The organism is Skermania sp. ID1734 (assembly GCF_007489285.1).
Taxonomy (GTDB): Bacteria; Actinomycetota; Actinomycetes; order Mycobacteriales; family Mycobacteriaceae; genus ID1734.
Genome location: NZ_VLIY01000001.1, coordinates 460,518 through 486,028, shown reverse-complemented (window position 1 = coordinate 486,028; position 25,511 = coordinate 460,518). Strand labels below are relative to the sequence as shown.

15 protein-coding genes (1 of these 15 only partly in view) are annotated in these 25,511 nt (G+C 67.2%); 12 read left to right on the top strand and 3 right to left on the bottom strand.

The window, feature by feature from the left end; translation table 11 throughout:
- Positions 1 to 9 precede the first annotated feature (9 nt).
- The 4 genes from FOS14_RS02020 (at position 10) to FOS14_RS02005 (ending at position 4,993) form a co-directional block, all read left to right on the top strand.
- A complete protein-coding gene (locus FOS14_RS02020; protein ID WP_143768567.1) occupies positions 10 to 1,413 on the top strand; it encodes a wax ester/triacylglycerol synthase family O-acyltransferase in 1,404 nt (467 codons plus the stop codon).
- Between the two features lie 80 nt (positions 1,414 to 1,493).
- A complete protein-coding gene (locus tag FOS14_RS02015; protein ID WP_143768566.1) occupies positions 1,494 to 2,993 on the top strand; it encodes an aldehyde dehydrogenase family protein in 1,500 nt (499 codons plus the stop codon).
- Between the two features lie 13 nt (positions 2,994 to 3,006).
- Positions 3,007 to 4,119 carry an NDMA-dependent alcohol dehydrogenase gene (locus FOS14_RS02010; protein ID WP_143768565.1) on the top strand — a complete coding sequence of 371 codons (1,113 nt, stop codon included), beginning with the start codon at positions 3,007 to 3,009 and terminating at the stop codon, positions 4,117 to 4,119.
- A gap of 7 nt (positions 4,120 to 4,126) precedes the next feature.
- Positions 4,127 to 4,993 carry a class I SAM-dependent methyltransferase gene (locus FOS14_RS02005; protein WP_143768564.1) on the top strand — a complete coding sequence of 289 codons (867 nt, stop codon included), beginning with the start codon at positions 4,127 to 4,129 and terminating at the stop codon, positions 4,991 to 4,993.
- Here the strand turns inward: FOS14_RS02005 and FOS14_RS02000 are convergent.
- Together FOS14_RS02000 and FOS14_RS01995 are read right to left on the bottom strand one after the other, a co-directional pair.
- Complete coding sequence (locus FOS14_RS02000) at positions 4,951 to 5,607, bottom strand: CoA transferase subunit B (RefSeq protein WP_143768563.1); 657 nt, start codon at positions 5,605 to 5,607, stop codon at positions 4,951 to 4,953. The genes FOS14_RS02005 and FOS14_RS02000 overlap by 43 nt on opposite strands.
- Entirely contained in the window at positions 5,604 to 6,365 is a 762-nt protein-coding gene (locus FOS14_RS01995; protein ID WP_143768562.1) for a CoA transferase subunit A, read from the bottom strand. Before FOS14_RS01995 ends, FOS14_RS02000 begins: the two co-directional genes overlap by 4 nt.
- A gap of 153 nt (positions 6,366 to 6,518) precedes the next feature.
- Between FOS14_RS01995 and FOS14_RS01990 the strand changes: the two genes are divergently transcribed.
- Positions 6,519 to 7,295, top strand: a complete 777-nt coding sequence (locus tag FOS14_RS01990) for an IclR family transcriptional regulator (RefSeq protein ID WP_185981566.1) — start codon at positions 6,519 to 6,521, stop codon at positions 7,293 to 7,295.
- Here FOS14_RS01990 and FOS14_RS01985 read toward each other — a convergent pair.
- Positions 7,288 to 7,890, bottom strand: coding sequence for a TetR/AcrR family transcriptional regulator (locus tag FOS14_RS01985; protein ID WP_143768561.1), 603 nt, complete (start codon positions 7,888 to 7,890; stop codon positions 7,288 to 7,290). The genes FOS14_RS01990 and FOS14_RS01985 overlap by 8 nt on opposite strands.
- Before the next feature lie 87 nt (positions 7,891 to 7,977).
- Between FOS14_RS01985 and FOS14_RS01980 the strand changes: the two genes are divergently transcribed.
- The 7 genes from FOS14_RS01980 to FOS14_RS01950 form a co-directional block, all read left to right on the top strand.
- Positions 7,978 to 9,540: a carboxyl transferase domain-containing protein gene (locus tag FOS14_RS01980; protein WP_143768560.1), complete on the top strand. Its 1,563-nt coding sequence runs from the start codon at positions 7,978 to 7,980 to the stop codon at positions 9,538 to 9,540.
- Positions 9,541 to 9,545: 5 nt separating this feature from the next.
- Positions 9,546 to 11,558, top strand: coding sequence for an acetyl/propionyl/methylcrotonyl-CoA carboxylase subunit alpha (locus FOS14_RS01975; RefSeq protein WP_143768559.1), 2,013 nt, complete (start codon positions 9,546 to 9,548; stop codon positions 11,556 to 11,558).
- On the top strand, positions 11,558 to 12,721 hold the full coding sequence (locus FOS14_RS01970; RefSeq protein ID WP_143768558.1) for an acyl-CoA dehydrogenase family protein: 1,164 nt from the start codon (positions 11,558 to 11,560) through the stop codon (positions 12,719 to 12,721). Before FOS14_RS01975 ends, FOS14_RS01970 begins: the two co-directional genes overlap by 1 nt.
- Complete coding sequence (locus FOS14_RS01965; protein WP_143768557.1) at positions 12,718 to 13,206, top strand: MaoC family dehydratase; 489 nt, start codon at positions 12,718 to 12,720, stop codon at positions 13,204 to 13,206. Before FOS14_RS01970 ends, FOS14_RS01965 begins: the two co-directional genes overlap by 4 nt.
- Positions 13,203 to 14,018 (top strand): CoA ester lyase, encoded by an 816-nt coding sequence (locus FOS14_RS01960; RefSeq protein WP_143768556.1) that lies wholly within the window; start codon positions 13,203 to 13,205, stop codon positions 14,016 to 14,018. The genes FOS14_RS01965 and FOS14_RS01960 overlap by 4 nt, the downstream gene beginning before the upstream one ends.
- A 21-nt stretch (positions 14,019 to 14,039) precedes the next feature.
- On the top strand, positions 14,040 to 14,789 hold the full coding sequence (gene cobM, locus FOS14_RS01955) for a precorrin-4 C(11)-methyltransferase (RefSeq protein WP_143768555.1): 750 nt from the start codon (positions 14,040 to 14,042) through the stop codon (positions 14,787 to 14,789).
- 292 nt (positions 14,790 to 15,081) lie between these two features.
- Positions 15,082 to 25,511, top strand: the start of a protein-coding gene (locus FOS14_RS01950; RefSeq protein ID WP_143768554.1) for a non-ribosomal peptide synthase/polyketide synthase. Its footprint extends 20,470 nt past the window's final position; only the first 10,430 of its 30,900 coding nucleotides appear in the window; the start codon lies at positions 15,082 to 15,084; its stop codon lies off the right edge, out of view.

Genomic DNA, 25,511 nt, shown 5'->3' with positions numbered 1-25,511 from the left:
GGGGAAGCAATGAGCGCGACTCGTCAGCGGCTGGGCCTGCAAGACATGATGTTTCTCTACGGCGAGACCCCGCAGACGATGATGCACGTGGGTGGTCTCCTGCCGTTCACCCCGCCCGCGGACGCGCCGCCGGACTACCTACGGCGCATGCTCGACGATGCCCGCGACCGTGAGGTCTTCGCGCCCTGGAACCGCAAGCTCAGCCAGCCGTCGATGCTGCGCAGCCCCGTCCAGTCCTGGGTGGTGGACGAGAAATTCGATCTCGACTACCACGTGCGCAGGTCGGCGCTGGCGAGTCCGGGCGACGAACGCGAGCTGGGCATCCTCGTGTCCCGGCTGCACAGCAACCAGCTCGACTTCTCGCGTCCGCCTTGGGAACTGCACCTGATCGAGGGGCTCGAGGGCGGCCGGTTCGCGATCTACGTCAAGATCCACCATGCGCTTGTCGACGGTTACTCGGGCATGCGGATCCTGGCCCGCAGCCTCAGCCCAGACCCGGACAGTCGTGACAACCCGCTGTTCTTCAACATGCCAACGCCCAAGCGAGGCGGGTCGTCACACGCCGATGGTGGCTCGGGCGGCGGTATCAGCGGCCTGGCGAAGACCCTGGCGGACGGTACGCGTTCGGTGTTCGATCTGACCAAGTCGGCGGTCAATACTCAACTCGGCCGTGACAACCTCACCGGGTCGGCGGAGGCGCCGCACTCGATCCTCAACAGCCGGATCAGCCGCAATCGCCGCTTTGCCACCCAACAGTATTCGCGCGCAGAGCTTTCCGAGATTGCCCACGCGCACGGCGCGACACTGAACGACGTGGCGCTGGCCATCATCGGCGGCGGGCTGCGCACGTTCCTCGGCAACATGGGCGAACTGCCGGACAAGCCGCTCGTCGCGTTCGTGCCCGTGAACGTGCGGGCGAAGGGCGACGAAGGCGGCGGCAATGCCGTCGGCGCGATCCTGGTGCCGATCGGCACCGACATCGACGACCCGGTCCAACGGCTCGCGCGGATCCGGACCGCGACCACGGCGTCGAAGTCGGAAATGCAGACGCTGTCACGCAACGCGATCCTGGCCTACAGCGCGGGGCTGATGGCACCCGCGGGGATTCAGGTGGCCAGCGCCTTCACCGGTGTCGACTCACCGTGGCCGTACAGCTTCAATCTGTGTGTGAGCAACGTGCCCGGGCCGACCGAGACGCTGTACATGAACGGCAGCCGTCTCGAAGCGACGTACCCGGTGTCCATTCCGATGCACGGCATGGCGCTGAACATCACCCTGCAGAGCTACGCCGACACCGTCAACTTCGGCTTCATCGGGTGCCGGGACACGTTGCCGCACTTGCAGCGCCTTGCTACCGACACGGGCGCGGCACTGGCGGAGCTGGCCGAGGCAACGGCAGCGCGCAAGGAGTGACTGTCCGAACCTCGGACAGTTAGCCACCGTCAATCGGGCGAAGTATGGCGGGTGTCACACCCCTACTTCGAGGAGTTCCGATGACGGCCGTAGCCGAGTACGCGATTCGCGAAGACGTGCAGGCGTTCCTGCGCGGCACCAAAAAGCTTCTGATAGACGGAAATTGGGTTGACGCGGCCTCCGGCCGCACCTTCCCGACTTATGATCCCGCGACCGGTGAGCGACTCGTCGAGGTCGCCCACGGCGAAGCAACCGACATCGACAAGGCGGTGCGTGCGGCGCGGCGCGCCTTCGACACCGGGCCGTGGCCGTCGATGAAACCGAACGAGCGCGAGCGGATGCTGTGGCGCGTCGGCGACATCCTCAGCGAGCGGGCCGAGGAGTTCGGTCAGCTCGAGGCGCTCGACAACGGCAAGTCCGCGGGCATCGCCACCGCCGTCGATGTCGCGTGGTCGGCGGACATCTTCCGCTACTACGCGGGCTGGGCCACGAAGATCGAGGGCTCCACCATCAACGTGTCCATGCCGTTCGCGCCGGGCGGGGAGTTCCACGCCTACACGCTGCGCGAACCGGTGGGGGTGTGCGGGCTGATCGTCCCGTGGAACTTCCCGCTGCTGATGGCGGCCTTCAAGCTGGCGCCGGCGCTGGCGACCGGCAACACGGTAATCCTCAAGCCGGCCGAGCAGACCCCGCTCACCGCGCTGCTGCTCGGCGAGGTGTTCCAGGAGGCCGGGATTCCGCCCGGTGTGGTGAACATCGTGACCGGCTTCGGCGACGCCGGCGCGGCGCTGTCCGGCCACGACGAGGTCGACAAGATCGCCTTCACCGGTTCCACCGAGGTGGGCAAGAAGATCGTCGACGCGGCCAAGGGCAACCTGAAGAAGGTCTCCCTGGAACTCGGCGGCAAGAGCCCCAACGTCGTCTTCGCCGACGCCGACTTCGACATCGCGGTGCCCGGATCGCTCAACGCGTGGCTGTTCAACCACGGCCAGTGCTGTGTGGCCGGCACTCGACTCTTCGTGGAAGACAAGATTTTCGACGACTTCACCGGTGCCGTGGCCGAGGCGGCCTCGCAGGTGAAGATCGGCCCGGGTCTCGACCCCACCACCCAACTCGGCCCACTGGTATCCCAGGAACAGTTCGACAAGGTCACCGGCTACCTGCGGGACGGACTGGCCGACGGCGCCCGCGCGCTGACCGGCGGCAAGCGGTTCGGCGACAAGGGCTACTTCGTCGAGCCGACCGTCTTCGTGGACGTGCGCCCGGAGTTCAGCATCGTGCGGGAAGAGATCTTCGGACCGGTGGTCACCGCGCTGCCGTTCTCGGCGGATAGCGGAGTCGCCGCGGCCGCAAACGATTCCATGTATGGCCTGGCCGCAGGCATCTGGACTCGGGACATCTCGAAGGCGCACCGCACGGCCAAGCAGTTGAAGGCCGGCTCGGTGTGGGTCAACCAGTACAACGGCTTCGACACCGCGATGCCGTTCGGCGGCTACAAGCAATCGGGCTGGGGCCGTGAACTCGGTGCGACCGCCATCGACCTCTACACCCAGACCAAGTCCGTCAACATCGCGCTGTAAGAGAGGAAGTTCAATGAAGACCACCGCAGCTGTATTGCTCGAGGCGGGCAAGCCGTTCGAGCTCATGGAACTCGACCTGGATGGGCCGGGACCGGGTGAGGTGCTGATCAAGTACACCGCCGCCGGGCTGTGTCATTCCGACCTGCACCTGACCGACGGCGACCTGCCACCGCGCTATCCGATCGTGGGCGGGCACGAGGGCTCCGGCATCATCGAGGAGGTCGGGCCCGGCGTCACCAAGGTCGCCCCCGGTGATCACGTGGTGTGCAGCTTCATCCCGAACTGCGGCAGCTGTCGGTACTGTTCCACGGGCCGGCAAAACCTCTGCGACATGGGCGCGACCATCCTCGAGGGCTCCATGCCGGACGGCACCTTCCGATTCCATTCGGGTGACACCGATTTCGGCGCCATGTGCATGCTCGGCACGTTCTCGGAGCGCGCCACGATCTCGCAACACTCGGTGGTCAAGGTCGATGACTGGCTGCCGCTGGAGACGGCCGTGCTGGTCGGTTGCGGGGTGCCCACCGGTTGGGGCACGGCGAACTACGCCGGCGGGGTGCGGGCCGGCGACACCGTGGTGATCTACGGGATCGGCGGCATCGGCATCAACGCGGTGCAGGGCGCCGTTCACGCCGGTGCCAAGAGCGTTGTGGTGGTCGACCCGGTGGCGTTCAAGCGCGACACCGCAATGAAGTTCGGTGCCACCCATGCCTTCGCCACGGCGGAGGAGGCCGCCGAGAAGGTCACGGAGCTGACCTGGGGTCAGATGGCCGATCAGGCGCTGATCACCGTCGGCACCGTCGACGAGGAGGTGGTCTCGGCAGCATTCGCCGCGATCGGCAAGGGCGGCACCGTGGTGATCACCGGCCTGGCCGACCCGGCCAAGCTCACCGTGCACGTCTCCGGCTGCGAGATGGCGCTGTTCGAAAAGACGATCAAGGGCACGCTGTTCGGCTCGGCCAACCCGCAGTACGACATCGTGCGGTTGCTGCGACTCTACGACGCCGGCCAGCTCAAGCTCGATGAACTGGTCACCCACCGCTACACCCTCGAAGAAGTCAACCAGGGCTACCAGGACCTGCGCGACGGCAAGAACATTCGCGGGGTGATCATGCATTCGTCATAGTGGTTGAATGCACGCTAACGATATCGACTGGTCGGCCATGGCCGACCAGTTGGAACTGGAAGCCGAGCTGCACAGCCCCTACCTGCACGGCGCGTTCGATACCTTCGCCGATCTGACACCGCGGCGAATCCTCGACATCGGATCGGGACCCGGAGTGGCGGCCTGCCTACTCGCCCAACGATTTCCGGATGCGGAAGTGGTTGCGGTCGACGGTTCGCCGGAACTGTTGGCCCGCGCCGAGGAGCGCGCCGGGCGGGTCGGGGTGCGGCTGCGCACCGAGGTCGCCGCCTTGCCGGACGACCTCGCTGCGCTGCCCGCATCGGACCTGGTTTGGTCGGCGCAAGTGATGCACCACGTCGGCGACCAGCGCGCGGCCCTGGCGCAGGTTGCCGGTTTGGTGCGCCCCGGCGGCGCCGTCGCGATCGCCGAGGGCGGGTTACCGGCGCGCTGGTTGCCGCGCGACATCGGGATCGGCCGTCCCGGATTGCAGGCTCGCCTCGACGCCGCCCTGGCGGCACGGTTCACCCGGATGCGCGCCGAGGTGCCGGATTCGGTGCCGGTGGTCGAGGACTGGCCCGCCATGCTGAGCGCGGCCGGCCTGGTGGGTGCGCACAGTCGATCGTTCCTGGTCGACCACCCGGCGCCGGTGACCGATCCAGTCCGGCGAGCAGTCCGGAAGCTGCTCGAGCGTTATCGGACGGGACTCGCCGATCACCTCGACGCTGACGACCTCGCGACACTGGATCGGTTACTGGATCAAGCGGAGCCCGTCGGCATCGACAGCCGCCCGGACCTGTTTTTCCTGACGGCCCGCACCGTCCATTTCGCCCGTCAGCTGAGTTCGAGTTCCGCACCGGTGGCCGCGACCACCTGATCGACGGTGACGCCCGGCGCGAGCTCCTCGAGTAACAGTGGCCGACCGTCACCGCGCACGTCGATGACGGCAAGGTTGGTGATGATCCGGTGCACCACACGCTGTCCGGTCAGTGGAAGCGTGCAGGTCTCGAGAATCTTGGGATTGCCGTCGCGGTCGGTGTGCTCCATGACGACGATGACCCGCTTGGCTCCGTGTACCAGATCCATCGCCCCGCCCATGCCCTTGACCATCTTGCCGGGCACCATCCAGTTGGCCAGGTCGCCATTGGTGGACACCTGCATGCCGCCGAGCACCGCGGTGTCGATGTGCCCGCCGCGGATCATTCCGAACGACAAGGCCGAATGGAAAAACGCCGCACCGGGATTCACAGTCACCGTTTCCTTGCCGGCGTTGATCAGGTTGGCGTCGACCTCGTCCTCGGTGGGATACGGTCCGGTGCCCAGGATCCCGTTTTCCGAGTGCAGCGTGACGGACACGCCTTCGGGCAGAAATCCGGGGATCAGCGTCGGCAGCCCGATTCCGAGGTTGACGTATTCACCGTCGTGCAGTTCGGCGGCCGCCCGAGCGGCCATTTGCGGACGGGTCCATCCGGTGGTGGTTGTTGCGGTCATCGCGATGCGCCTCCCGGGCGAATGGTCAGTTTCTCGATCTGGGTGTGCTGGGGCCCGGTTTCCACGATTCGCTGCACGAAGATTCCGGGCAGGTGGACCGTCGCCGGATCGATAGCTCCCGGCTCGACCAGGTGCTCGACCTGCGCGATGGTGATCCGCCCGGCCATGCCCGCGAGCGGGTTGAAATTCATTGCGGTCTTGTCGAATACGAGGTTGCCGGCGCGGTCGCCGTACTTTGCGTGAACGAGCGCGTAGTCGGCGTTGATGGACTGCTCGAGGACGTAGCGGGTTCCGCCGAACTCGCGGACCTCCTTGGGCGGTGATACCACCGCGACTGAACCGTCGGTGTTGTATCGCCACGGCAGTCCGCCGTCGGCCACCGGCGTGCCCACCCCGGCGGGCGTGAAGAACGCCGGGATGCCCGCGCCGCCGGCGCGCATCCGCTCGGCCAGCGTCCCCTGCGGTGTCAGCTCCACCTCGAGTTCGCCGGACAGGTACTGCCGGGCAAATTCCTTGTTCTCGCCCACATAGGATGCGACCACGCGACGAATCTTGTGGGCTTCCAACAGGATTCCGAGACCTTGGCCGTCCACGCCGCAGTTGTTCGAGAACACTTCGAGGTCGGTCGCTGCGGTGTTGGCGATGGCTGCGATGAGCGCATCCGGTATTCCGCAGAGGCCGAACCCGCCGACCGCGATCGATGCCCCCGATTCGATGTCGGCGACCGCGTCGCGCGGCGAGTCGTAGAGGGTGGGCATTGAAGTCCTCCTAGCGTTCACCGTTGCTGACACGCCGACTCTGGAACGTTGTGTTTGCCCGCGTCAAGGGAACTCCGCACCGGTAGCCGCTATTTCTCGGCACCTGAACGGCGATCCGTCAAACGTTCACTCAGTGAACGCTACGCTGGGCGCGTGGATGGTGCGCAGAGATCGCACGTGATCGGCCGAGTCGCTGCGCTGCTGCGCGCGGTCGCCGGGCATGAGCCCAACGGGGCGTCCACTACCGATCTGGCCCGAACCGCCGAGCTGGCCCGCCCGACCGCGCACCGACTGTTGTCCTCGCTCGCGACGGAGGGGCTGCTCGATCGCGATCCCAAGACCGGACGCTGGTCGCTCGGCCCCGAATTGTTTCTGCTCGGATCGCTGGCCGCCGAACGCTATGACATCACCGAACTGGCCCACGACATCCTGCGTGACCTCGCCAGGGAGACGGGGGAGAGTGCCTTTCTGTCCGCCCGCCGCGGCGACGAGTCGGTGTGTCTGGCCGAGGAAGAAGGCAGCTTTCCGCTGCGCTCGCATGTCTTGCACGTCGGCTTGCGGCTACCGCTCGGCGTCGCGTCGGCAGGCCTGGCCATCCTGTCGCACCTGTCCGAGCGCGAGATCGACGACTATCTGTCCAGTGTCGACCTCGCCGCGTCGTGGGGGCCTGAGCATGCCCGCGCGGCGGTCCGCGAGCGTATCGAGGCGACCCGCGTGGCCGGTTATGCCGTCAACCCGGCGCTGCTGGTGCCGGGCAGCTGGGGGATGGGCGCGGCCGTGTTCGACCATCGCGGATCACCGGCCTGGGCGTTGAGCCTGACCGGCGTGGAGAGCCGCTTTCCGGCCGAGCGAAGGCCGCTGCTCGGGAAACTGCTCCTGCAGCAAGCGCATCGGCTCAGCCGCCGGTTGCGCGAGCGAAGTTTCAACTGACGGGCGCCGACAGAGCCGCGGCGGCCATCTGCCGCAGCACCGGTCGGGCCACGGCCGGCGGCAGTGTGCTGGCGCTGTGCGGGGTCGAGTTGATCAGCCCGAACGTGGCGTGCGCCTGCACCCGCGCCTGTGTCTCGCCGAGGGCGGGATCCAGCTGACGCAGCACGCCGACCCAGATTTCGACGTACTGGCGCTGGGCCTTGCGGACCTGACGCTTGGCCGCGGTCGGCAGGTTCTCGAGATCGCGATCCTGGATGCGAATGAGATCGGGCTCGCCCAGGGCGAAGTCGAGGTGGAACTCGATCAGTCCGGCGAGCGCCTCGGCCGGGTCTGTGGACTGCTCGACGACGGCGGTCCCACCGTCGAGCAGGCGCTGGCTGATGCGGACCAGCAGTTCGACCAGCAGCGCTTCCTTGTTGGAGAAGTGCCGGTAGACGGCGGGGCCGCTGATGCCTGCGGCTGCACCCAGATCTTCGAGCCGGACGCCCAGGAAACCGCGCTCGGCGATCAGCCGCGCCCCAGCCTGCACCAACTGGTTGCGCCGGTTCGCCTTCATCTGCTCGCGGCGCGTCGGAGTCTCCGTCTCAATACTCATCGCGCCTCTCCTCTAGACAAGTTCAGTTAATGCAGGTTATCTTAGAATCCAGTTATTGTCGATTAACTCAGACGGCAGGACGGAACCTTGACGATCACCTCTGATGTCAGGACGGGCAACCGGGCGCAGCACCTCGCGCTGGTTGCGGAATTGAAAGAACGGCTGGCGGTTTCGGCGCTGGGAGGTTCCGAGCGATCGCGCGAGCGACACGTGTCGCGCGGCAAGCTGCTCCCGCGGGATCGGGTGAACACCCTGCTGGACGACGGCAGCCCGTTCCTGGAGATCGCCCCACTCGCGGCCAACGGCATGTACAACGACGACTGCCCCGGCGCCGGCGTGATCGCGGGCATCGGCCGGGTGGCCGGGCGCGAGTGCCTGATCGTGGCCAACGACGCCACCGTCAAGGGCGGCACCTACTACCCGATGACCGTCAAGAAGCACCTGCGCGCACAGGAGATCGCCCTGCAGAACCACCTGCCGTGCATCTACCTGGTCGACTCGGGTGGCGCGTTCCTGCCGAAGCAGGACGAGGTGTTTCCGGACCGTGAGCACTTCGGTCGCATCTTCTACAACCAGGCCACTATGAGCGCCCAGGGCATTCCGCAGATCGCCGCGGTGATGGGCTCGTGCACGGCCGGCGGCGCCTACGTCCCGGCCATGAGCGACGAGGCCGTGATCGTGCGCAACCAGGGCACCATCTTCCTGGGCGGTCCGCCGCTGGTGAAGGCGGCCACCGGCGAGGTGGTCACGGCCGAGGAACTCGGCGGTGGCGACCTGCATTCCAAGACGTCCGGCGTGACCGACCACCTGGCCGAAGACGACCAGGATGCGCTGCGCATCGTGCGCAACATCGTCGGTACCTTCGGTCCCAAGGCCGAGCGGCCCTGGAACATCGCGCCGCCGCGCGACCCGATCGCGCCGCAGGACGAGCTCTACGACGTGGTGCCCACCGACCCGCGCACGCCCTACGACGTGCACGAGGTGATCACCCGACTGGTCGACGGTGGCGAATTCCAAGAATTCAAGGCCGAATACGGCAAGACGCTCGTCACCGGCTTCGCGCACATCCACGGCCACCCAGTGGGGATCATCGCCAACAACGGTGTGCTGTTCGGCGAGTCCGCCATGAAGGGCGCGCACTTCATCGAACTGTGCGACAAGCGCACGGTGCCGCTGCTGTTCCTGCAGAACATCTCCGGGTTCATGGTCGGCCGTGACTACGAGGCCGGCGGCATCGCCAAGCACGGCGCCAAGATGGTGACCGCCGTGGCCTGTGCGCGGGTGCCGAAGTTGACCGTCGTGATCGGCGGGTCCTACGGCGCCGGCAACTACTCGATGTGCGGCCGCGCGTACTCGCCGCGCTTTCTGTGGATGTGGCCGAATGCGCGCATCTCGGTCATGGGCGGTGAGCAGGCCGCGTCCGTGCTCTCGACCGTGCGTGGCGAAATGTCACCCGAAGAGGAAGAGGCGTTCAAGGCGCCGATCCGTGAGCAGTACGAGTCCCAGGGCAATCCGTACTATTCGACAGCGCGCCTGTGGGACGATGGCGTGATCGATCCCGCCGACACCAGAACCATTGTCGGCCTTGCGCTCTCGGTATGCGCACAGGCCCCGATCCAGCCCGTTTCCTACGGCGTCTTCCGGATGTGATTGAGATGACTGACTTTGACACTGTCCTCGTTGCCAACCGCGGTGAGATCGCGGTCCGGGTCATCCGCACGCTGCGCGCGATGGGTATCCGCTCGGTGGCCGTTTACAGCGACCCGGACGCCGACGCGCGGCACGTGCGCGAAGCCGACGTCGCGGTTCGCCTCGGACCGGCAGCCGCGCGCGAAAGTTACCTGAACATCGACAAAGTCGTGGACGCCGCGAAGCGGACCGGCGCGCAGGCCGTCCATCCCGGGTATGGGTTCCTGTCCGAAAATGCGGCCTTCGCCAAGGCGCTCGACGACGCTGGGATCGCCTTCATCGGGCCACCGGCGCGGGCCATCGAGGTGATGGGCGACAAGATCACCGCCAAGAATGCCGTCGCCAAGTTCGATGTTCCGGTCGTGCCCGGCATCGCCAAGCCAGGCCTCACCGACCCCGAATTGATCGAGGCGGCACACGAAATCGGGTACCCGGTGTTGGTCAAGCCCTCGGCCGGTGGTGGCGGCAAGGGCATGCGCATGGTCGAGGATCCGGCCGAACTGCCGGCCGCCCTCGCGAGTGCCCGGCGCGAGGCCGCGTCGGCCTTCGGCGACGACACCCTGTTCCTCGAGCGATTCGTGTTGCGACCGCGGCACATCGAGGTCCAGGTGCTCGCGGACAAGTACGGCAACGTGATTCATCTGGGTGAGCGCGAGTGCAGCCTGCAACGCCGGCACCAGAAGGTCATCGAGGAAGCGCCGTCGGCGTTGCTCGACGAGGCAACCCGTGCCCGCATCGGCGAGGCGGCCTGCAACACCGCGCGCAGCGTCGACTACACCGGCGCCGGCACCGTCGAGTTCATCGTGTCCGCGGACCGTCCCGACGAGTTCTTCTTCATGGAGATGAACACCCGGTTACAGGTGGAACACCCGGTGACGGAGATGGTCACCGGCGTCGACCTGGTGGAGTGGCAGGTGCGGGTCGCGGCGGGGGAGAAGCTCAGCCTGGCTCAGGAGGACATCACCCTGACCGGCCACGCCGTGGAGGCGCGGGTGTACGCGGAGGACCCGGGACGGGGCTTCCTGCCGACCGGCGGCGAGGTGGTCGACCTGGTCGAGCCGAGCGGGGCGGGTGTGCGCGTCGATTCGGGCCTGCGTGCCGGCGTCGTCATCGGCAGCGACTACGACCCGATGCTGTCGAAAGTGATTGCACACGCTGATGATCGAGCCATCGCGTTACGGAAGCTCGATCGCGCTCTTGCTGATACCGCGGTACTCGGTGTGGTCACCAACATCGATTTCTGTCGCTTTCTGCTCGGCGATTCCGACGTGGTCGCCGGCCGACTCGACACCGGACTGATCGACCGTCGGATCGTCGACTATGCCGCGCCCGAACCGTCCGACGACGTGTTCATCGCGGCAGGCGTCTACCACTGGCTGCAGGCCTGGTCCGCCGCGGCGAGCGACCTGTGGTCCGTGCCGGACGGCTGGCGGGTGGGTGCGCCCGCGCCGACCTCGGTCCGACTGGCGACGGGTGCGCGCACCGACCACGTACGAATCATCGGGAGCCCGGCAGACGCCAAGGTGCGCATCGAAGACGGCGAGTGGCGTTCGCTCACGGCATCGCTGACGGGCGACCGGCTTTCGGTCACGGTCGACGGGCTGCGCGCCGACTATCTCGCCGCCGAGGTCGACGGACACATCTGGCTGGCGGGAACGACCGGCACCCACACGGTGCGGCGGGTGCGCGAAGTCAGCGTCCGGGCCGGCGACGTGCACGCCGGCGAAGCCGAAATCACCAGTCCCATGCCAGGTTCCGTCATCGCGGTCGCGGTCGAGAACGGCAGTGCGGTGACCGCGGGAACTCCGGTAGTGGTGGTCGAGGCAATGAAAATGGAGCACTCGCTCACCGCACCGATCGACGGCACCGTCGAAATCCTGGTCAGTCCGGCCGAGCAGGTCAAGGTGGATCAGTTGCTCGCCCGCATCGTGCCCATATCAACCGAAACAGCCGAACAACCCGAAGAACAGGACGCCTGATGCCCGACTACCTCGCCACCGGCCAACTACCCGACGAGTACCAGCAACTCGCCAAGACCGTGCGCGACTTCGCCCACAGCGTCGTCGCACCGGTTGCCGCCGAACACGACGCCAACCACACCTTCCCCTACAAAGTCGTTGCCGGGATGGCCGAGATGGGCCTGTTCGGCCTGCCGTTCCCGGAGGAATACGGCGGCATGGGTGGTGACTACTTCGCGCTGTGCCTGGCGCTGGAGGAATTGGGCAAGGTCGACCAGAGCGTCGCAATCACCCTCGAGGCCGGAGTCTCGCTCGGCGCCATGCCGATCTACCGTTTCGGCAACGAGGCGCAGAAGCAGGAATGGTTGCCGCAGTTGACCAGCGGGAAGGCACTAGCCGCGTTCGGGCTCACCGAGCCGGGCGGCGGCAGTGACGCGGGCGGCACCAAGACGACCGCCAAACTCGACAGCGGCCAGTGGATCATTAACGGCAGCAAGCAGTTCATCACGAACTCCGGCACCGACATCACCAAGCTGGTGACCGTGACCGCGGTGACCGGCACCCGCGAGGGCGGGAAGAAGGAGATCTCGTCCATCCTGGTGCCCACCGACACGCCCGGATTCACCGCCGAACCCGCCTACAACAAGGTCGGCTGGAACGCCTCCGACACCCACCCGCTGTCCTTCGACGACGTTCGCGTGCCCGAGGAGAATCTGCTCGGCGAACGCGGCCGCGGGTACGCCAACTTCCTGCGCATCCTCGACGAGGGCCGAATTGCCATCGCCGCGCTGTCGGTTGGCGCCGCACAGGGCTGCGTGGACGAGAGCGTGAAGTACGCGAAGGAACGCGAGGCCTTCGGCCACCCGATCGGGCACAACCAGGCGATCGCATTCAAGATCGCGCGGATGGAGGCGCGCGCACACGTAGCCCGCACCGCCTACTACGACGCAGCCGCACTCATGTTGGCCGGCAAGCCCTTCAAGAAGCAGGCCGCCATCGCCAAGCTGTGCGCCAGCGAGGCGGCGATGGACAACGCCCGCGACGCCACCCAGATCTTCGGCGGCTACGGCTACATGAACGAATACCCCGTCGCCCGGCACTACCGGGACAGCAAGATCCTCGAGATCGGTGAAGGTACCACCGAGGTGCAGTTGATGCTGATCGCGCGGGAGGTTGGACTATGAGCGAGCAGCCGGTGAAAGTTGTTGTCCAACGCGGGCTCTGGTACGAGGAGTTCGAGATCGGCGTGCTCTACCAGCACCGGCCCGGGCGCACCATCACCGAGGCCGACAACGTCGCCTTCACTACCCAGACGATGAACACTCAGTCGCTGCATCTCGACGCCGCGTTCAGCGACAATCTGCCGCCGTTCAACCAGCGGTTGGTCAACTCGATGCTGACGCTGTCCACGCTCGTGGGGCTGTCGGTTGCGCAGCTGACGCAGGGAACCATCGTCGGGAATCTCGGCTTTTCCGAAATAGCGTTTCCCAAGCCGGTTTTCCACGGCGACACGCTGTACGCCGAGACGCTGATCACCGACAAGCGGGAGTCCAAGTCGCGTCCCGGGGAGGGCATCGTGACCTTCGCGCACACCGCGCGCAACCAGCATGGCGACGTGGTGGCGACCGCGAGCCGTAAGACGCTGGTCCGGATGAGGCCCGCCCAATGACTACCTGGACCCCTCCCGGAGCCGCCTGGTTGTTCTGCCCGGCCGATCGTCCCGAACGGTTCGCCAAAGCCGCCGCCGTCGCCGACGTGGTGATCCTCGACCTCGAGGACGGAGTGGCACCGGCGGACAAGGCAGCGGCCCGAGAAGCGTTGGCCGCCACCCCGCTCGACCCGAACACGACGGTGGTGCGGATCAACGCCGCGGGCACCGACGACCACAAACTCGACCTGCGCGCGCTCGAGTCGACCGAGTACCGCCGCGTGATGCTGCCGAAATGCGAGTCCCCGCAACAGGTCTTCGAGCTGGCGCTGCTCGAGGTGATCGTGCTCATCGAGTCGCCGATGGGCGCGGTCCGGGTCGCCGAATTGGTTCATCAGGACAACGTGGTCGCCGTGATGTGGGGGGCGGAGGATCTCGTCGCAGGGCTCGGCGGCAATGCCAGTCGGCATGACGACGGCAGCTACCGAGATGTCGCCCGGCACGTGCGCTCGGCCACGCTGCTGGCCGGGAAGGCGTACGAGAAGTTCGTGCTCGATGCGGTCTATCTGAACATCAAGGATCTGGACGGCCTGCGCGCGGAATCGCTTGACGCCGTCGCGGTCGGGTTCGACGGCAAGGTCGCCATTCATCCCAGCCAGGTTCCCGTGATCCGGCAGGCGTACGAGCCGAGCGCTTCCGAAGCCGACTGGGCGGCCCGGGTGTTGAAGGCAGCCGAGACGGAGCGCGGTGTGTTCGCCTTCGAGGGCCGCATGGTCGATTCGCCCGTGTTGCGGCACGCGGAACGGATTGTCCGGAGGACGGGCGCCCGGTAGCCGCCGAATAGTCTGGTCGCCATGACGGTGCATTTCATCGGCGCCGGTCCGGGCGCGGCCGACCTATTGACCGTGCGGGCCGTCGAGCTGTTACGGCGCAGTCACGTCTGTCTCTATGCCGGCACCTACCTCGACGACGCCGTGCTGGGGCACTGTCCGCCTGATGCCCGGCTGATCGACACTCAGCACCTGGACCTCGACCAGATCACCGACCATCTGGTGACGGCCGCTGCCGACGGGCACGACGTTGCTCGACTGTGTTCCGGCGATCCGTCGCTGTACTCGGCGCTCGCGGAGCAGACGGCGCGCCTCGACGCCGCCGGCGTGCCGTGGGACGTCACGCCGGGTGTGCCGGCCTACGCGGCCGCGGCCGCCATCCTGGGCGCCGAGTTGACAGTGCCCAGGCTCGCGCAATCGGTGGTCCTGACCAGGACGCAGGCCCGCTCCACGCCGATGCCCAACGCCGAATCGCTGGGCGCCTTCGCGGCCACCGGAGCCACCGTGGCGTTGCACCTGGCAGTCACCCGGATCGAGCCCATCGCCGCCGAACTGCGCGAGCACTATGGCGCCGACTGCCCGGCCGCCGTCGTCTATCGAGCCAGCCAGCCCGAACAGCAAGTGATCATGGCGACACTTGCCGACATCGCCGATCGAGTGACGCAGGCGGGCTTCCGGCAGGCCGCCGTCATCCTGGTCGGCTGGGCGCTGCGCCCCCAGATGTGTGCGCAATCGCACCTTTATGACCCGGCCCGGCAACGCTGTGGCATCTGAACCTGCTGTGACGGTGGCTCGGACGGTAGATTGGTCCGGTGATGCGCAACCGTTCCGCCCGAGGAGTCGGCCGTCGTTGATACGTTGCCTTGTAACAGGGCTGGACGGACCGGCGGATAGACAGTGGGCCTTAAATCGTACAAATGGGGTTGGACCAGAAACAGTGATGTCGGCGCGCGTCGCCGCTGCGAGCCGGGATGGTCGTGGCGGCGTCAAGCGGCAGCCAATTGCGGTGCGGGTGGGCGACGCACCGCAGTTCGGCATGTGGAGTTCCAGGGAGGCGAGGTAAGGGTTGAACCCGAACGACGGTGACGAGCGCCCGGTTGGTGACGTTCCGGCGGGCGCCTTCCGGCTGACGCCGGCCCAGCTCGGTATGTGGTACGCCCAGCACCTCGACCCCGAGGTGCCGCTCAACATCGCCCAGTACGTCGACCTGCGCGGCGACCTTGACGTCGACCTCTTCCGTGAGGTCAGCGAAGCCACCGCTATCGAGTTCGAGATGGCGCTCGTCCGGATCATCGAACCGGAGGGCGACGAGCAGCCCTATCAGGTCGTCGACACCACGCTCGACGCGCACACCAACTATGTCGATCTGCGCGACCACGCCGATCCCGAGGCGGCGGCGCGCGCCTGGATGAAGGCGGAGTACAGCAAGCCGATCGACATGGTCAACGACCGGTTGATGTTCGCGGCAATCCTGCGCATCGCCGACGACCGCTATTTCTGGTACACCCGCGCGCACCACACCGTCCTCGACGGCATTGGCGCGACCACGAGCATGAACCGCATCGCCGAGCGGTACACGGCACGCGTCGAGGGCCGGGGCATCAGTCCCTCCAAGGCCAGCAGCATGCAAGAGATCTACGACGCGGAGATGGCCTACCGGGACAGCCCCCGGTTCCGTGCGGACAAGGAGTACTGGGCAGAGCGCGTTGCCGGGCTCGAAGAGGGCACCAGCCTGGGCGGTCCGCCGCCACCACCCGCGCCGATCAACGGCATCGTGCACGGCGCGCTGTCCACCGAGGCGACGGCCGCTCTCGACGCCGCGGTCGGTCGCATGGAATCTTCGCGCGCGGGAATGCTCATCGCCGCATTCGCGGCGTACCTGGCCCAGACCACCGACCGCGACGACGTCATCCTCAGCCTGCCGGTGACCGGTCGTACCACCGCAATGATGCGGCGCTCGGGCGGCATGATGTCCAACATCATCCCGCTGCGGTTGCGGGTGGACTACGAGACCACTATTTCGGAGTTGCTGGACCGGGTCGCCGTCGCGGTGTCCGGCGCCCTGCGCCACCAGCGCTACCGCCACGAAGACATCCGCCGCGATACCCCGTCGGCCGAGCGAACTCGAGTGTTCTTCGGCCCCGTCGTCAACATCATGTTGTTCGAGCGGGAGTTGATGTTCGGCACGGTGCCCGGCGAACTGAACGTCCTCACCACCGGCAGCATCGAGGACCTCGCGCTCAATGTGTATCAGTCCGATGCCGGCACCCGGGTTCACCTCGATTTCGAAACCAACCCGCACTTCCTGTCGGACGCCGAGGCGAGCCGCCACCACGAGCGCTTCCTGCACTTCTTTGCCGCGTTCCTCGAGGCCGGCGGCGATCAGCGGGTGTGGGACCTGCCGGCGACCACCGCTGCCGAACGTGAGCTGACCACCCGGGCGTGGAACGCCACCGCGCATGAGGTTCCCGACGCGACGCTCACCGGGCTGCTCGCGGCGCAGATTGCGCGGACACCGGACGCTCCGGCGCTCGTCTTCGCCGACCCGCGGGACCCGTCGCAGCGGTTGAGCTACGCCGAGTTCGGCGCGCGGGTGAACCGGTTGGCGCGCCGGCTCCGAGCCGATGGCGTCGGCCCGGAGACCCTGGTGGCGCTGGGTATGCGCCGTTCGATCGACCTGGTCGTCGCCATGTATGCGGTGCTCGAGGCCGGCGGCGCGTACGTGCCGATCGACCCTGATCATCCCGCCGAGCGCACCAACTACATCCTCGAGACCGCACAGCCCGTGCTGGTGCTCACGACTTCGCGCGATGCCGCCGATCTCGACGTGTCGGTGCCGACCTACGAGATCGACACCGCCGACCTGAGCGGATACGACTCGGCCCCGCTCACGGACGACGATCGGGGCGGTCCGATCGACCCGGGGAACCTCGCCTACGTCATCTTCACGTCGGGATCGACCGGTCGGCCCAAGGGCGTGGCGGTGCCGCACCGCGCTGTGGTCAACCAGATGCTGTTCATGGCCGCTCAGTACGGCGTCGGCACGTCTGATGTGTACCTGCAGAAGACGGCCGCCACCTTCGACCTGTCGGTGTGGGGCTACTACCTGCCGCTGCTGACCGGCGCCACCCTGGTGCTCGCGACCCCCGAGGGCTATCAGGATCCGCACTACCTTGCCGAGGTCATCGCCGAGCACGGCGTCACCGTCACCGACTTCGTGCCGTCGCTGTTGGCGGTGTTCCTCTCCGAGGTCGCCCCCGCGAAATGTGCCACGCTGCGCGACGTCTTCGTCATCGGTGAGGCGCTCGCGCCCGCCGTGGCCACCCGGTTCCGCGAGACGCTCGGCGCCCGGCTGCACAACCTGTACGGACCCACCGAGGCCGCGGTCAGCGTCACCAATTGGCGGGTGAGCGCGGCCGACAAAACCTCGGCACCGATCGGGCGGCCCGAGTGGAACACCCAGATCTACGTTCTCGATTCCAAGTTGCGCCCGGTCGCGATCGGCGCGTCCGGCGAGGCCTACATCGGTGGCCGACAACTTGCCCGCGCTTACTTCGGCCGCGCGGATCTGACCGCCGAACGTTTTGTGGCGAACCCGTTCGGAGCGCCGGGGGAGCGGCTGTACCGCACCGGTGATCTGGTGCGCTGGCGCATCGATGGCGCACTGGAATACGTGGGGCGCAGCGACTTTCAGGTCAAGCTGCGCGGTCAGCGCATCGAGCTCGGCGAGATCGAGTCGGCGCTTGCCGCCGTGCCCGGCGTGCACCAGGCCGCGGTGGTGGTGCGCTCGGACACGCCGACCGGCGATCAGCTGGTCGGCTACCTGGTGTTCGACGCGGGTGTTGCCGCAGCTGTGGACGAGGTCCGCAACGAGGTGTCCGCGACGCTGCCGTCCTACATGGTGCCCGCGGCGTTCGTCGTGCTCGACCGCTTACCGCTCAACCAATCGGGCAAGCTGGACCGAAAGGCTCTGCCGGCGCCGGTCTTTCAGGCGCGCGAGTTCCGGGAGCCGAGCACTCGCCTGGAACAGATTGTGGCGGAGGTGTTTTCGGAGGTTCTCGGCGCCTCGCGGGTCGGTGTCGACGACGACTTCTTCCAGTTGGGTGGAAACTCGTTGGTCGCCACTCAAGTGGCGGCTCGTATCGGCGCCGTGTTGGACACCCGTGTCCCGGTGCGGTTGCTGTTCGAGGCCTCGACGGTGGGCGCCATCGCGGCCCGCCTCGAGTCGCGGGTAGGCACCGGCGGACGAGTCGCCCTGACCGCCAAGGAACGTCCGGCGCAGGTGCCGCTGTCCCTTGCGCAGCAACGGATGTGGTTCCTCAACCGATTCGATCGCGAGTCGGCCGCCTACAACATCCCGATCGCTTTGCGGCTGTCCGGCGACCTCGACTACGACGCCCTGCGGCTGGCGCTCGGCGATCTGATCACCCGCCACGAAATCCTGCGCACCATCTATCCCGAGACCCCCGCCGGGCCGGTGCAGGTGGTGTTGCCCTCGGGCGAGGCGCTGCCCGAGGTGGCAATCACCGCAGTGGACGAGGCCGAACTCGTCGCCGCGGTGGCCGAGTTCTGCTCGGCGGTGTTCGACGTCACCGTCGAGGTGCCCTTGCGTGTCAAGGTCTTCGAAGTTCGCCCCGCGACGTCCGGAAACGGCAGCGCCGCCAAGGAATTCGTGCTCGCGGTGGTGGTGCACCACATCTCCGGCGACGGCTCGTCGATGGCGCCGATGGCCCGCGACATGATGACGGCGTATGCGGCGCGGGTGAGCGGCCACGAGCCCGGCTGGGCGCCGCTGCCGGTGCAGTACGCCGACTACGCGATCTGGCAGCGTGAACTGCTCGGCTCCGACGAGGATCCACAATCGCTCGCCTCGCAGCAGGTGTCGTACTGGCGCGAGCAGCTCGCGGAGCTGCCGGACCAGTTGGAACTGCCGACCGACCGGCCGCGCCCGCCGGTGCAGTCCTTCGCCGGTGCCCGCGTGCCCATCGACGTCGATGCGCAGTTGCACCGCCGGCTGACCGAGCTGGCGCAGCACAACAACGCCACGCTGTTCATGGTCGTGCACGCCGCACTGGCGGTGCTGCTGGCGCGCCTGTCGGGTACGGACGACATCGCCATCGGCACCCCGTTCGCGGGCCGCGGCGAGGCAGAACTCGACGACCTGGTCGGCATGTTCGTCAACACGGTGGTGTTCCGCACCCGGGTCGATGGTGCGGAGTCGTTCACCAAACTGCTTTCCCGCCAACGCGAAACCGACCTGGCGGCCTTCGCCCATGCAGACGTGCCGTTCGAGCGGCTGGTCGAGGTGCTCAACCCGGCGCGGTCCACCGCCCGGCATCCGCTGTTCCAGGTGGGCTTGTCGTTCCAGAACCTGGTGCAGGCGCAACTCGAACTGCCGGGCATGACCGTTGCTCCGCTCGACGTCGACCTGGGCCTGTCGCAGTTCGATCTGCACCTGATTGTGTCCGATACGTACGCCGAGGACACCGGGGCGCCCGTCGGCATCAGCGGCTACATCACCTATGCCACAGACCTTTTCGATCAGTCGACCGTGCAGGGCTTCGTCGATCGGTTGCTGCGGGTCTTCGCGGCGGTCACCGCGGCGCCCGAGCGCCCGGTGGGCGACATCGAACTGCTCGACCGCATCGAGCGGATCAACGTGCTCGAAGCGTGGAATGACACCTCGCACGTGGTCGACGACGAGGCGACGCTGGCCTCGCTGTACGCCGAGACTGTAGCCAAGCATCGTTTCGCGACCGCCGTCATCGACGACGAAGCCGACACCCGGCTGAGCTTCGCGGACTTCTCCGGGCGGGTGAATCGTCTTGCCCGCTACCTGATTTCCATCGGCGTCGGCCCGGAGGCCCGGGTCGCTATCGCGATGCGCCGCTCGCTCGACCAGGTCATCGCCATGTACGCGGTGGTGGTCGCCGGCGGTGCCTACGTTCCTGTCGACCCGGACCACCCGACCGAGCGCACCGAGTACGTCCTGGAAACCGCGGCGCCGGTGGTCGTGCTGAGCAGGACGGCCGACGACTTCGCCGCCGACGCGACCGACGCCGTCGTGGCGATCGATCGACTCGACCTGTCGCTGTTCGACAAGTCCGAAGTCGCCGACTCCGAACGCATTGCGCCGTTGTCGCCCGCGAATACCGCCTACATCATCTTCACGTCCGGATCGACCGGGCGGCCGAAGGGCGTGGCCGTTCCGCACCGCGCTATCGCCAACCAATTGCAGTGGAAGCGCAGATATTTCGCGCTCGACGCCAGCGACGCGGTGCTGTTGAAGACCGCCGCCACCTTTGACCTGTCGGTGTGGGAGTACTGGACCACCGCGGTCACCGGCGCGCGCCTGGTCATCGCCGCGGCCGAGGGCCACCGCGATCAGAGCTACCTCAACGAGTTGATCCGCGAGTACCAGGTCACCACGCTGCACGTCGTGCCGTCCGTGCTCGACGCCCTGCTCGTCGACGCCCGAACCGGTTTGGGCGATTCGGTCACGCGAATTCTCGCCATCGGCGAGGCGCTGCCCGCCGGTCTGGCGCAGCGCGCCTGCAACGCGAGCCCGGCGGCCACCGTGTACAACCTCTACGGACCGACTGAGGCTGCGGTTTCGGTTACGGTGCACAGGGTTTCGTCGGCCGACACCGTTACGGTGCCGATCGGTTCCCCGGAGTGGAACACCCGGGTGCTGGTCCTCGACGGTCGGCTGCACCCGGTCGCCCCGGGCATCGCCGGTGAACTGTATCTGGCCGGCATCCAGTTGGCTCGGGGCTACTACGCCCGCCCGGACCTGACGGCGGAACGCTTCGTCGCCGACCCGTACGGTGCACCGGGCGAGCGCCTGTACCGCACCGGCGACCTGGTGCGGTGGAACAACGCCGGCGAGCTGGAATACCTGGGCCGCACCGACTTCCAGGTGAAGGTACGCGGCTTCCGGATCGAGCTCGGTGAGATCGAGGCCGCCCTCGGCTCGATCCCAGGTGTGGCGGCTGCGGTGGTGATCGCGCGTTCGGACGCACGCACCGGCGATCAGCTCGTCGGCTACCTCGTGCCCGCGCCTGGCCATGAGATCGAGGTCGGCAGGGTTCGCGAAGAACTCACCCAGTTGGTGCCGTCTTACATGGTGCCCGCGGCATTCGTTGTCCTGCAGTCTTTCCCGCTGAACCAGTCGGGCAAGGTCGACCGCAAGGCGCTGCCCGCGCCGGTCTTCGAGGCGAAGGTGTTCCGCGCGCCGTCGGCGCCGGTCGAGGAGATCGCGGCCGATGTGTTCAGCGACGTTCTCGGCATCGAACGCGTCGGTGTCGACGACGACTTCTTCGAACTGGGCGGCAACAGCCTGCTCGCGGCCCAGGTCGCCTCGCGCATCGGCGCGGCGCTGGACACCCGAGTTCCGGTGCGGTTGCTGTTCGAGGCGCCGAACGTCGAGGCGCTCGCCGCCCGGCTCGAGTCGCATGCCGGCGGCGGCCGCGTCGCGCTGGTCGCCCGGGAGCGGCCCGAGCAGGTGCCGCTTTCCCTTGCGCAGCAGCGCATGTGGTTCCTGAACCGGTTCGACGGCAAGAATGCCGCCTACAACATGCCGGTCGCCATCCGCATGGAGGGCGAACTCGACGTCGCGGCGCTGCAGGTGGCGATCATCGACGTGATCGACCGGCACGAGTCGCTGCGTACCGTGTTCCCCGAGCTTCCGGACGGGCCGCAGCAGGTGATTCTCGATGCGGCACAGGTGGTTCCGGACCTGACGCCGGTGACTGTCGCGCGCGAGGACCTCACCTCCTACCTGGTCGAGCTCGGCATGATCGGTTTCGACGTCACCACCGAGGTGCCGCTGCATGCCCGGCTGTTCCGGGTCAGCGACACCGAACACGTGCTGGGCATGGTGGTCCACCACATCAGTGCGGACCTGTGGTCGATGGCGCCGCTGGCCCGCGACGTGATGGCCGCCTATGCGGCGCGCGTCATGTGGGACGCTCCCGGCTGGTCGTTGCTCCCGGTGCAGTACGCCGACTACGCCATCTGGCAGCGCGAGGTTCTCGGCGAGGTCGACGACCCGACTTCGCTTGCCTCACGCCAAGTTTCGTACTGGAAGCGGCAGTTGGCCGGGTTGCCGGATCAGCTCGAGCTGCCCACGGACCGGCCGCGTCCAACGGTGCAGTCGTTCCGCGGTGCGAAGGTGCCGGTGCAGATAGACGCCGACCTGCATGCGGGCCTGGCGCACGTCGCCGGTGCGCGGGGAGCGACGCTGTTCATGGTGGTGCACGCCGCCCTTGCGGTGTTGCTGGCGCGGTTGTCCGGCACTGACGACATCGCCATCGGCACGCCGTTCGCCGGCCGCGGCGAGGCCGAGCTCGATGAGCTGATCGGCATGTTCGTCAATACCGTGGTTTTCCGCACCGAGGTGGACCGCGGCGAGTCGTTCGCGCACCTGCTGCGCCGCCAGCGTGAGATCGACCTGGCCGCCTTCGCGCATGCGGACGTGCCGTTCGAGCGGTTGGTCGAGGAGCTCAACCCGGCCCGCTCCACCGCGCGGCATCCGTTGTTCCAAGTGGGACTGTCCTTCCAGAACCTCGCTCAGACCCGGTTCGAACTGCCCGGGCTGACCGTGTCCAGCGTCGATATCGAACTCGGTCAGTCGCAGTTCGATCTGCATCTGATCGTCTCCGACCGCTATGACGACACCGGCGCCCCGATCGGCATCAACGGCTATTTCACCTACGCCACGGACCTATTCGATGAATCGACGGTGGCCGGCTTCGCCGAGCGGTTCCTGCGACTGCTGCACACCGCGGTCACCAAGCCCGAGTTGCCGGTCGGTGACATCGATCTGCTTGACCCCGACGAGCGCATCAAGGTGCTCGAGGAGTGGAACGACACCCGGCACGAGATTCAGTCCGGCCAAACACTCGTCTCGCTGTTCGAGAAATCTGCTGCAACGCATGGTGATTCGATCGCAGTGATCGAGCCGGACGGCGAGCGGCTGACCTATCGCGAGTTTGCGCAACGGGTGAACCGGTTGGCCCGCTACCTGATCGAGGCGGGTGTCGGACCGGACAAGCTTGTCGGCCTGGCGATGCGTCGCTCGCTGGACCAGGTCGTCGCGATGTATGCGATCCTGACCGCCGGTGGCGGCTACGTCCCGGTCGACCCCGACCACCCGCTCGAGCGCAGTCAGTACGTGTTGGAGACCGCCGATCCCGTGGTTGTGCTGACCAGCACACGCGACGGTTTCGAGGTGCCGCTGCAGGCGCCGGTTGTCGCGGTCGATGAGGTCGACGTCAGCGGCTACTCGGACGCGCACGTCACCGACGCGGAACGGCACAGCCGACTCCGCGATTCGAACACCGCCTACGTCCTGTTCACCTCGGGATCCACCGGACGGCCCAAGGGCGTGGCCATCCCGCACCGCGCCATCGTGAACCGGACGTTGTGGAACCAGGGCGATTACCGGATCGACGACACCGATGTCGTGTTCCTCAAGACGCCGGCGACCTTCGACGTGAGCGTCTGGGAGTACTTCCGGCCCCTGCAGGTTGGGGCGAAGCTTGTCGTGGCCAGCCCGGACGGGCATCGCGACCCCGAATATCTGGTCGACGTGATCCGCGCCGAACAGGTGACGACCATCCACTTCGTCCCCTCGATGATGGCCGTCTTCGTCGCCCATGACGGGGCCGGCACCTGCACCTCGCTGCGCCGGGTGTTCGCCTCCGGCGAGGCGCTCGGCGCGCAGTTGGCGCAGCGGTTGCGCGCCTTGTTGCCGGGCGTGGGAGTCCACAACCTGTACGGCCCGACCGAGGCGGCCGTCGACATCACCTACCACCGCGTGATGGACGCCGACGTCACCTCGGTGCCCATCGGCAAGCCGGTGTGGAACAGTCAGGTCTACGTTCTCGACGCGCGGTTGCGGCCGGTTCCGCCGCGCGTGCCGGGCGAGTTGTATCTCGCCGGTGTCCAATTGGCACGTGCGTACCACAGTCGACCGGACCTGACCGCCGATCGCTTCGTCGCCAATCCGATGGGCGATGGCACCCGCATGTATCGCACCGGAGACCTGGTGCGCTGGAACACCTCCGGTGAGATCGAATACATCGGTCGCACCGACTTCCAGGTGAAGTTGCGCGGACTCCGGATCGAACTCGGCGAGATCGAGGCCGGCCTGCTGTCCGCTCCCGGCGTCGCCCAGGCCGTGGTGCTCGTGCGCTCCGACGCTGCCACCGGCGACAATCTGGTGGCCTATCTCGTCGCCGATCCCGGCGCCGAGATCGATATCGACGCCACTCGCGAGCACCTGGCCAGCCTGGTGCCGGCGTACATGGTTCCGGCCGCGTTCGTGGTGCTGGACGAGTTCCCACTGAATCCGTCGGGCAAGCTGGACCGCCGGGCGCTGCCGGCGCCGGTGTTCGAGGCCGCCGAGTTCCGCGCGCCCACAACGCCGTTCGAACAGATCGTGGCCGGTGTGTTCGCTGATGTGCTCGGCGCCGAAAACGTTGGTGCCGATGACGACTTCTTCGATCTCGGCGGCAACTCGCTGATCGCCACCAAGGTGGCGGCACGGGTCGGCGCCGCATTCGACGTGCGGCTTCCGGTGCGTGTGCTGTTCCAGAATTCGACTGTCGCTGCGCTGGCGGCGTGGCTGGAATCCAGCGAAACAGAGTCGGGCGCACCGGCTTTGACCGCACAGAAGCGACCCGAGCGGCTCCCGCTGTCGCTGGCGCAGCAGCGGATGTGGTTCCTCAACCGGTTCAATCCAGAATCGGCTGCCGAGAACATCCTCATTCCGGTCCGGCTGTCAGGCCTCCTGGACCGGCAGTCGCTGCAGATCGCGGTCGCCGACGTGCTCGATCGCCAGGAGGCGCTGCGCACCCGCTACCCGGACGCCGATGGCCAGCCCTATCAGCTGATCGTTCCGACCTCGCGGGTCATTCCGGATCTGTCACCGGTGCTGGTGACCGAAGCGGAATTGTTCACCGAGATCCGCAACCTGGTGCAGACGCCGTTCGACGTGTCGGCGGCACCCCCGTTCCGCGCGCGGTTGTTCGAGATCAGTCCCACCGAACACGTGTTGTGCCTGGTGGTGCACCACATTTCCGGCGACGGCTTCTCCATGGGCCCGCTGGCCCGGGATGTGATGCTGGCGTATGCGGCTCGCGTCGATGGTGGCGAACCGAGATGGACGCCGCTGTCCGTGCAATACGCCGACTACGCGCTGTGGCAACGGGTGGTGTTGGGATCGGAAGACGATCCGACGTCGCTCATTTCCCGGCAGATCGACTACTGGCGCGGCGCGCTCGCCGGGATCCCGGAACAGCTCGAGCTGCCGACCGACCGCCCGCGCCCGGCACGGCCGTCCAACCGCGGCGCGACAGTGCCGATGAACGTCGACGCGGAACTGCATGCGGCACTGAATTCCCTTGCCCGCGAGCACAACGCCACGCTGTTCATGGTGGTGCACGCGGCGATCGCGGCGCTGTTCGGGCGGCTGTCCAACACCGACGATGT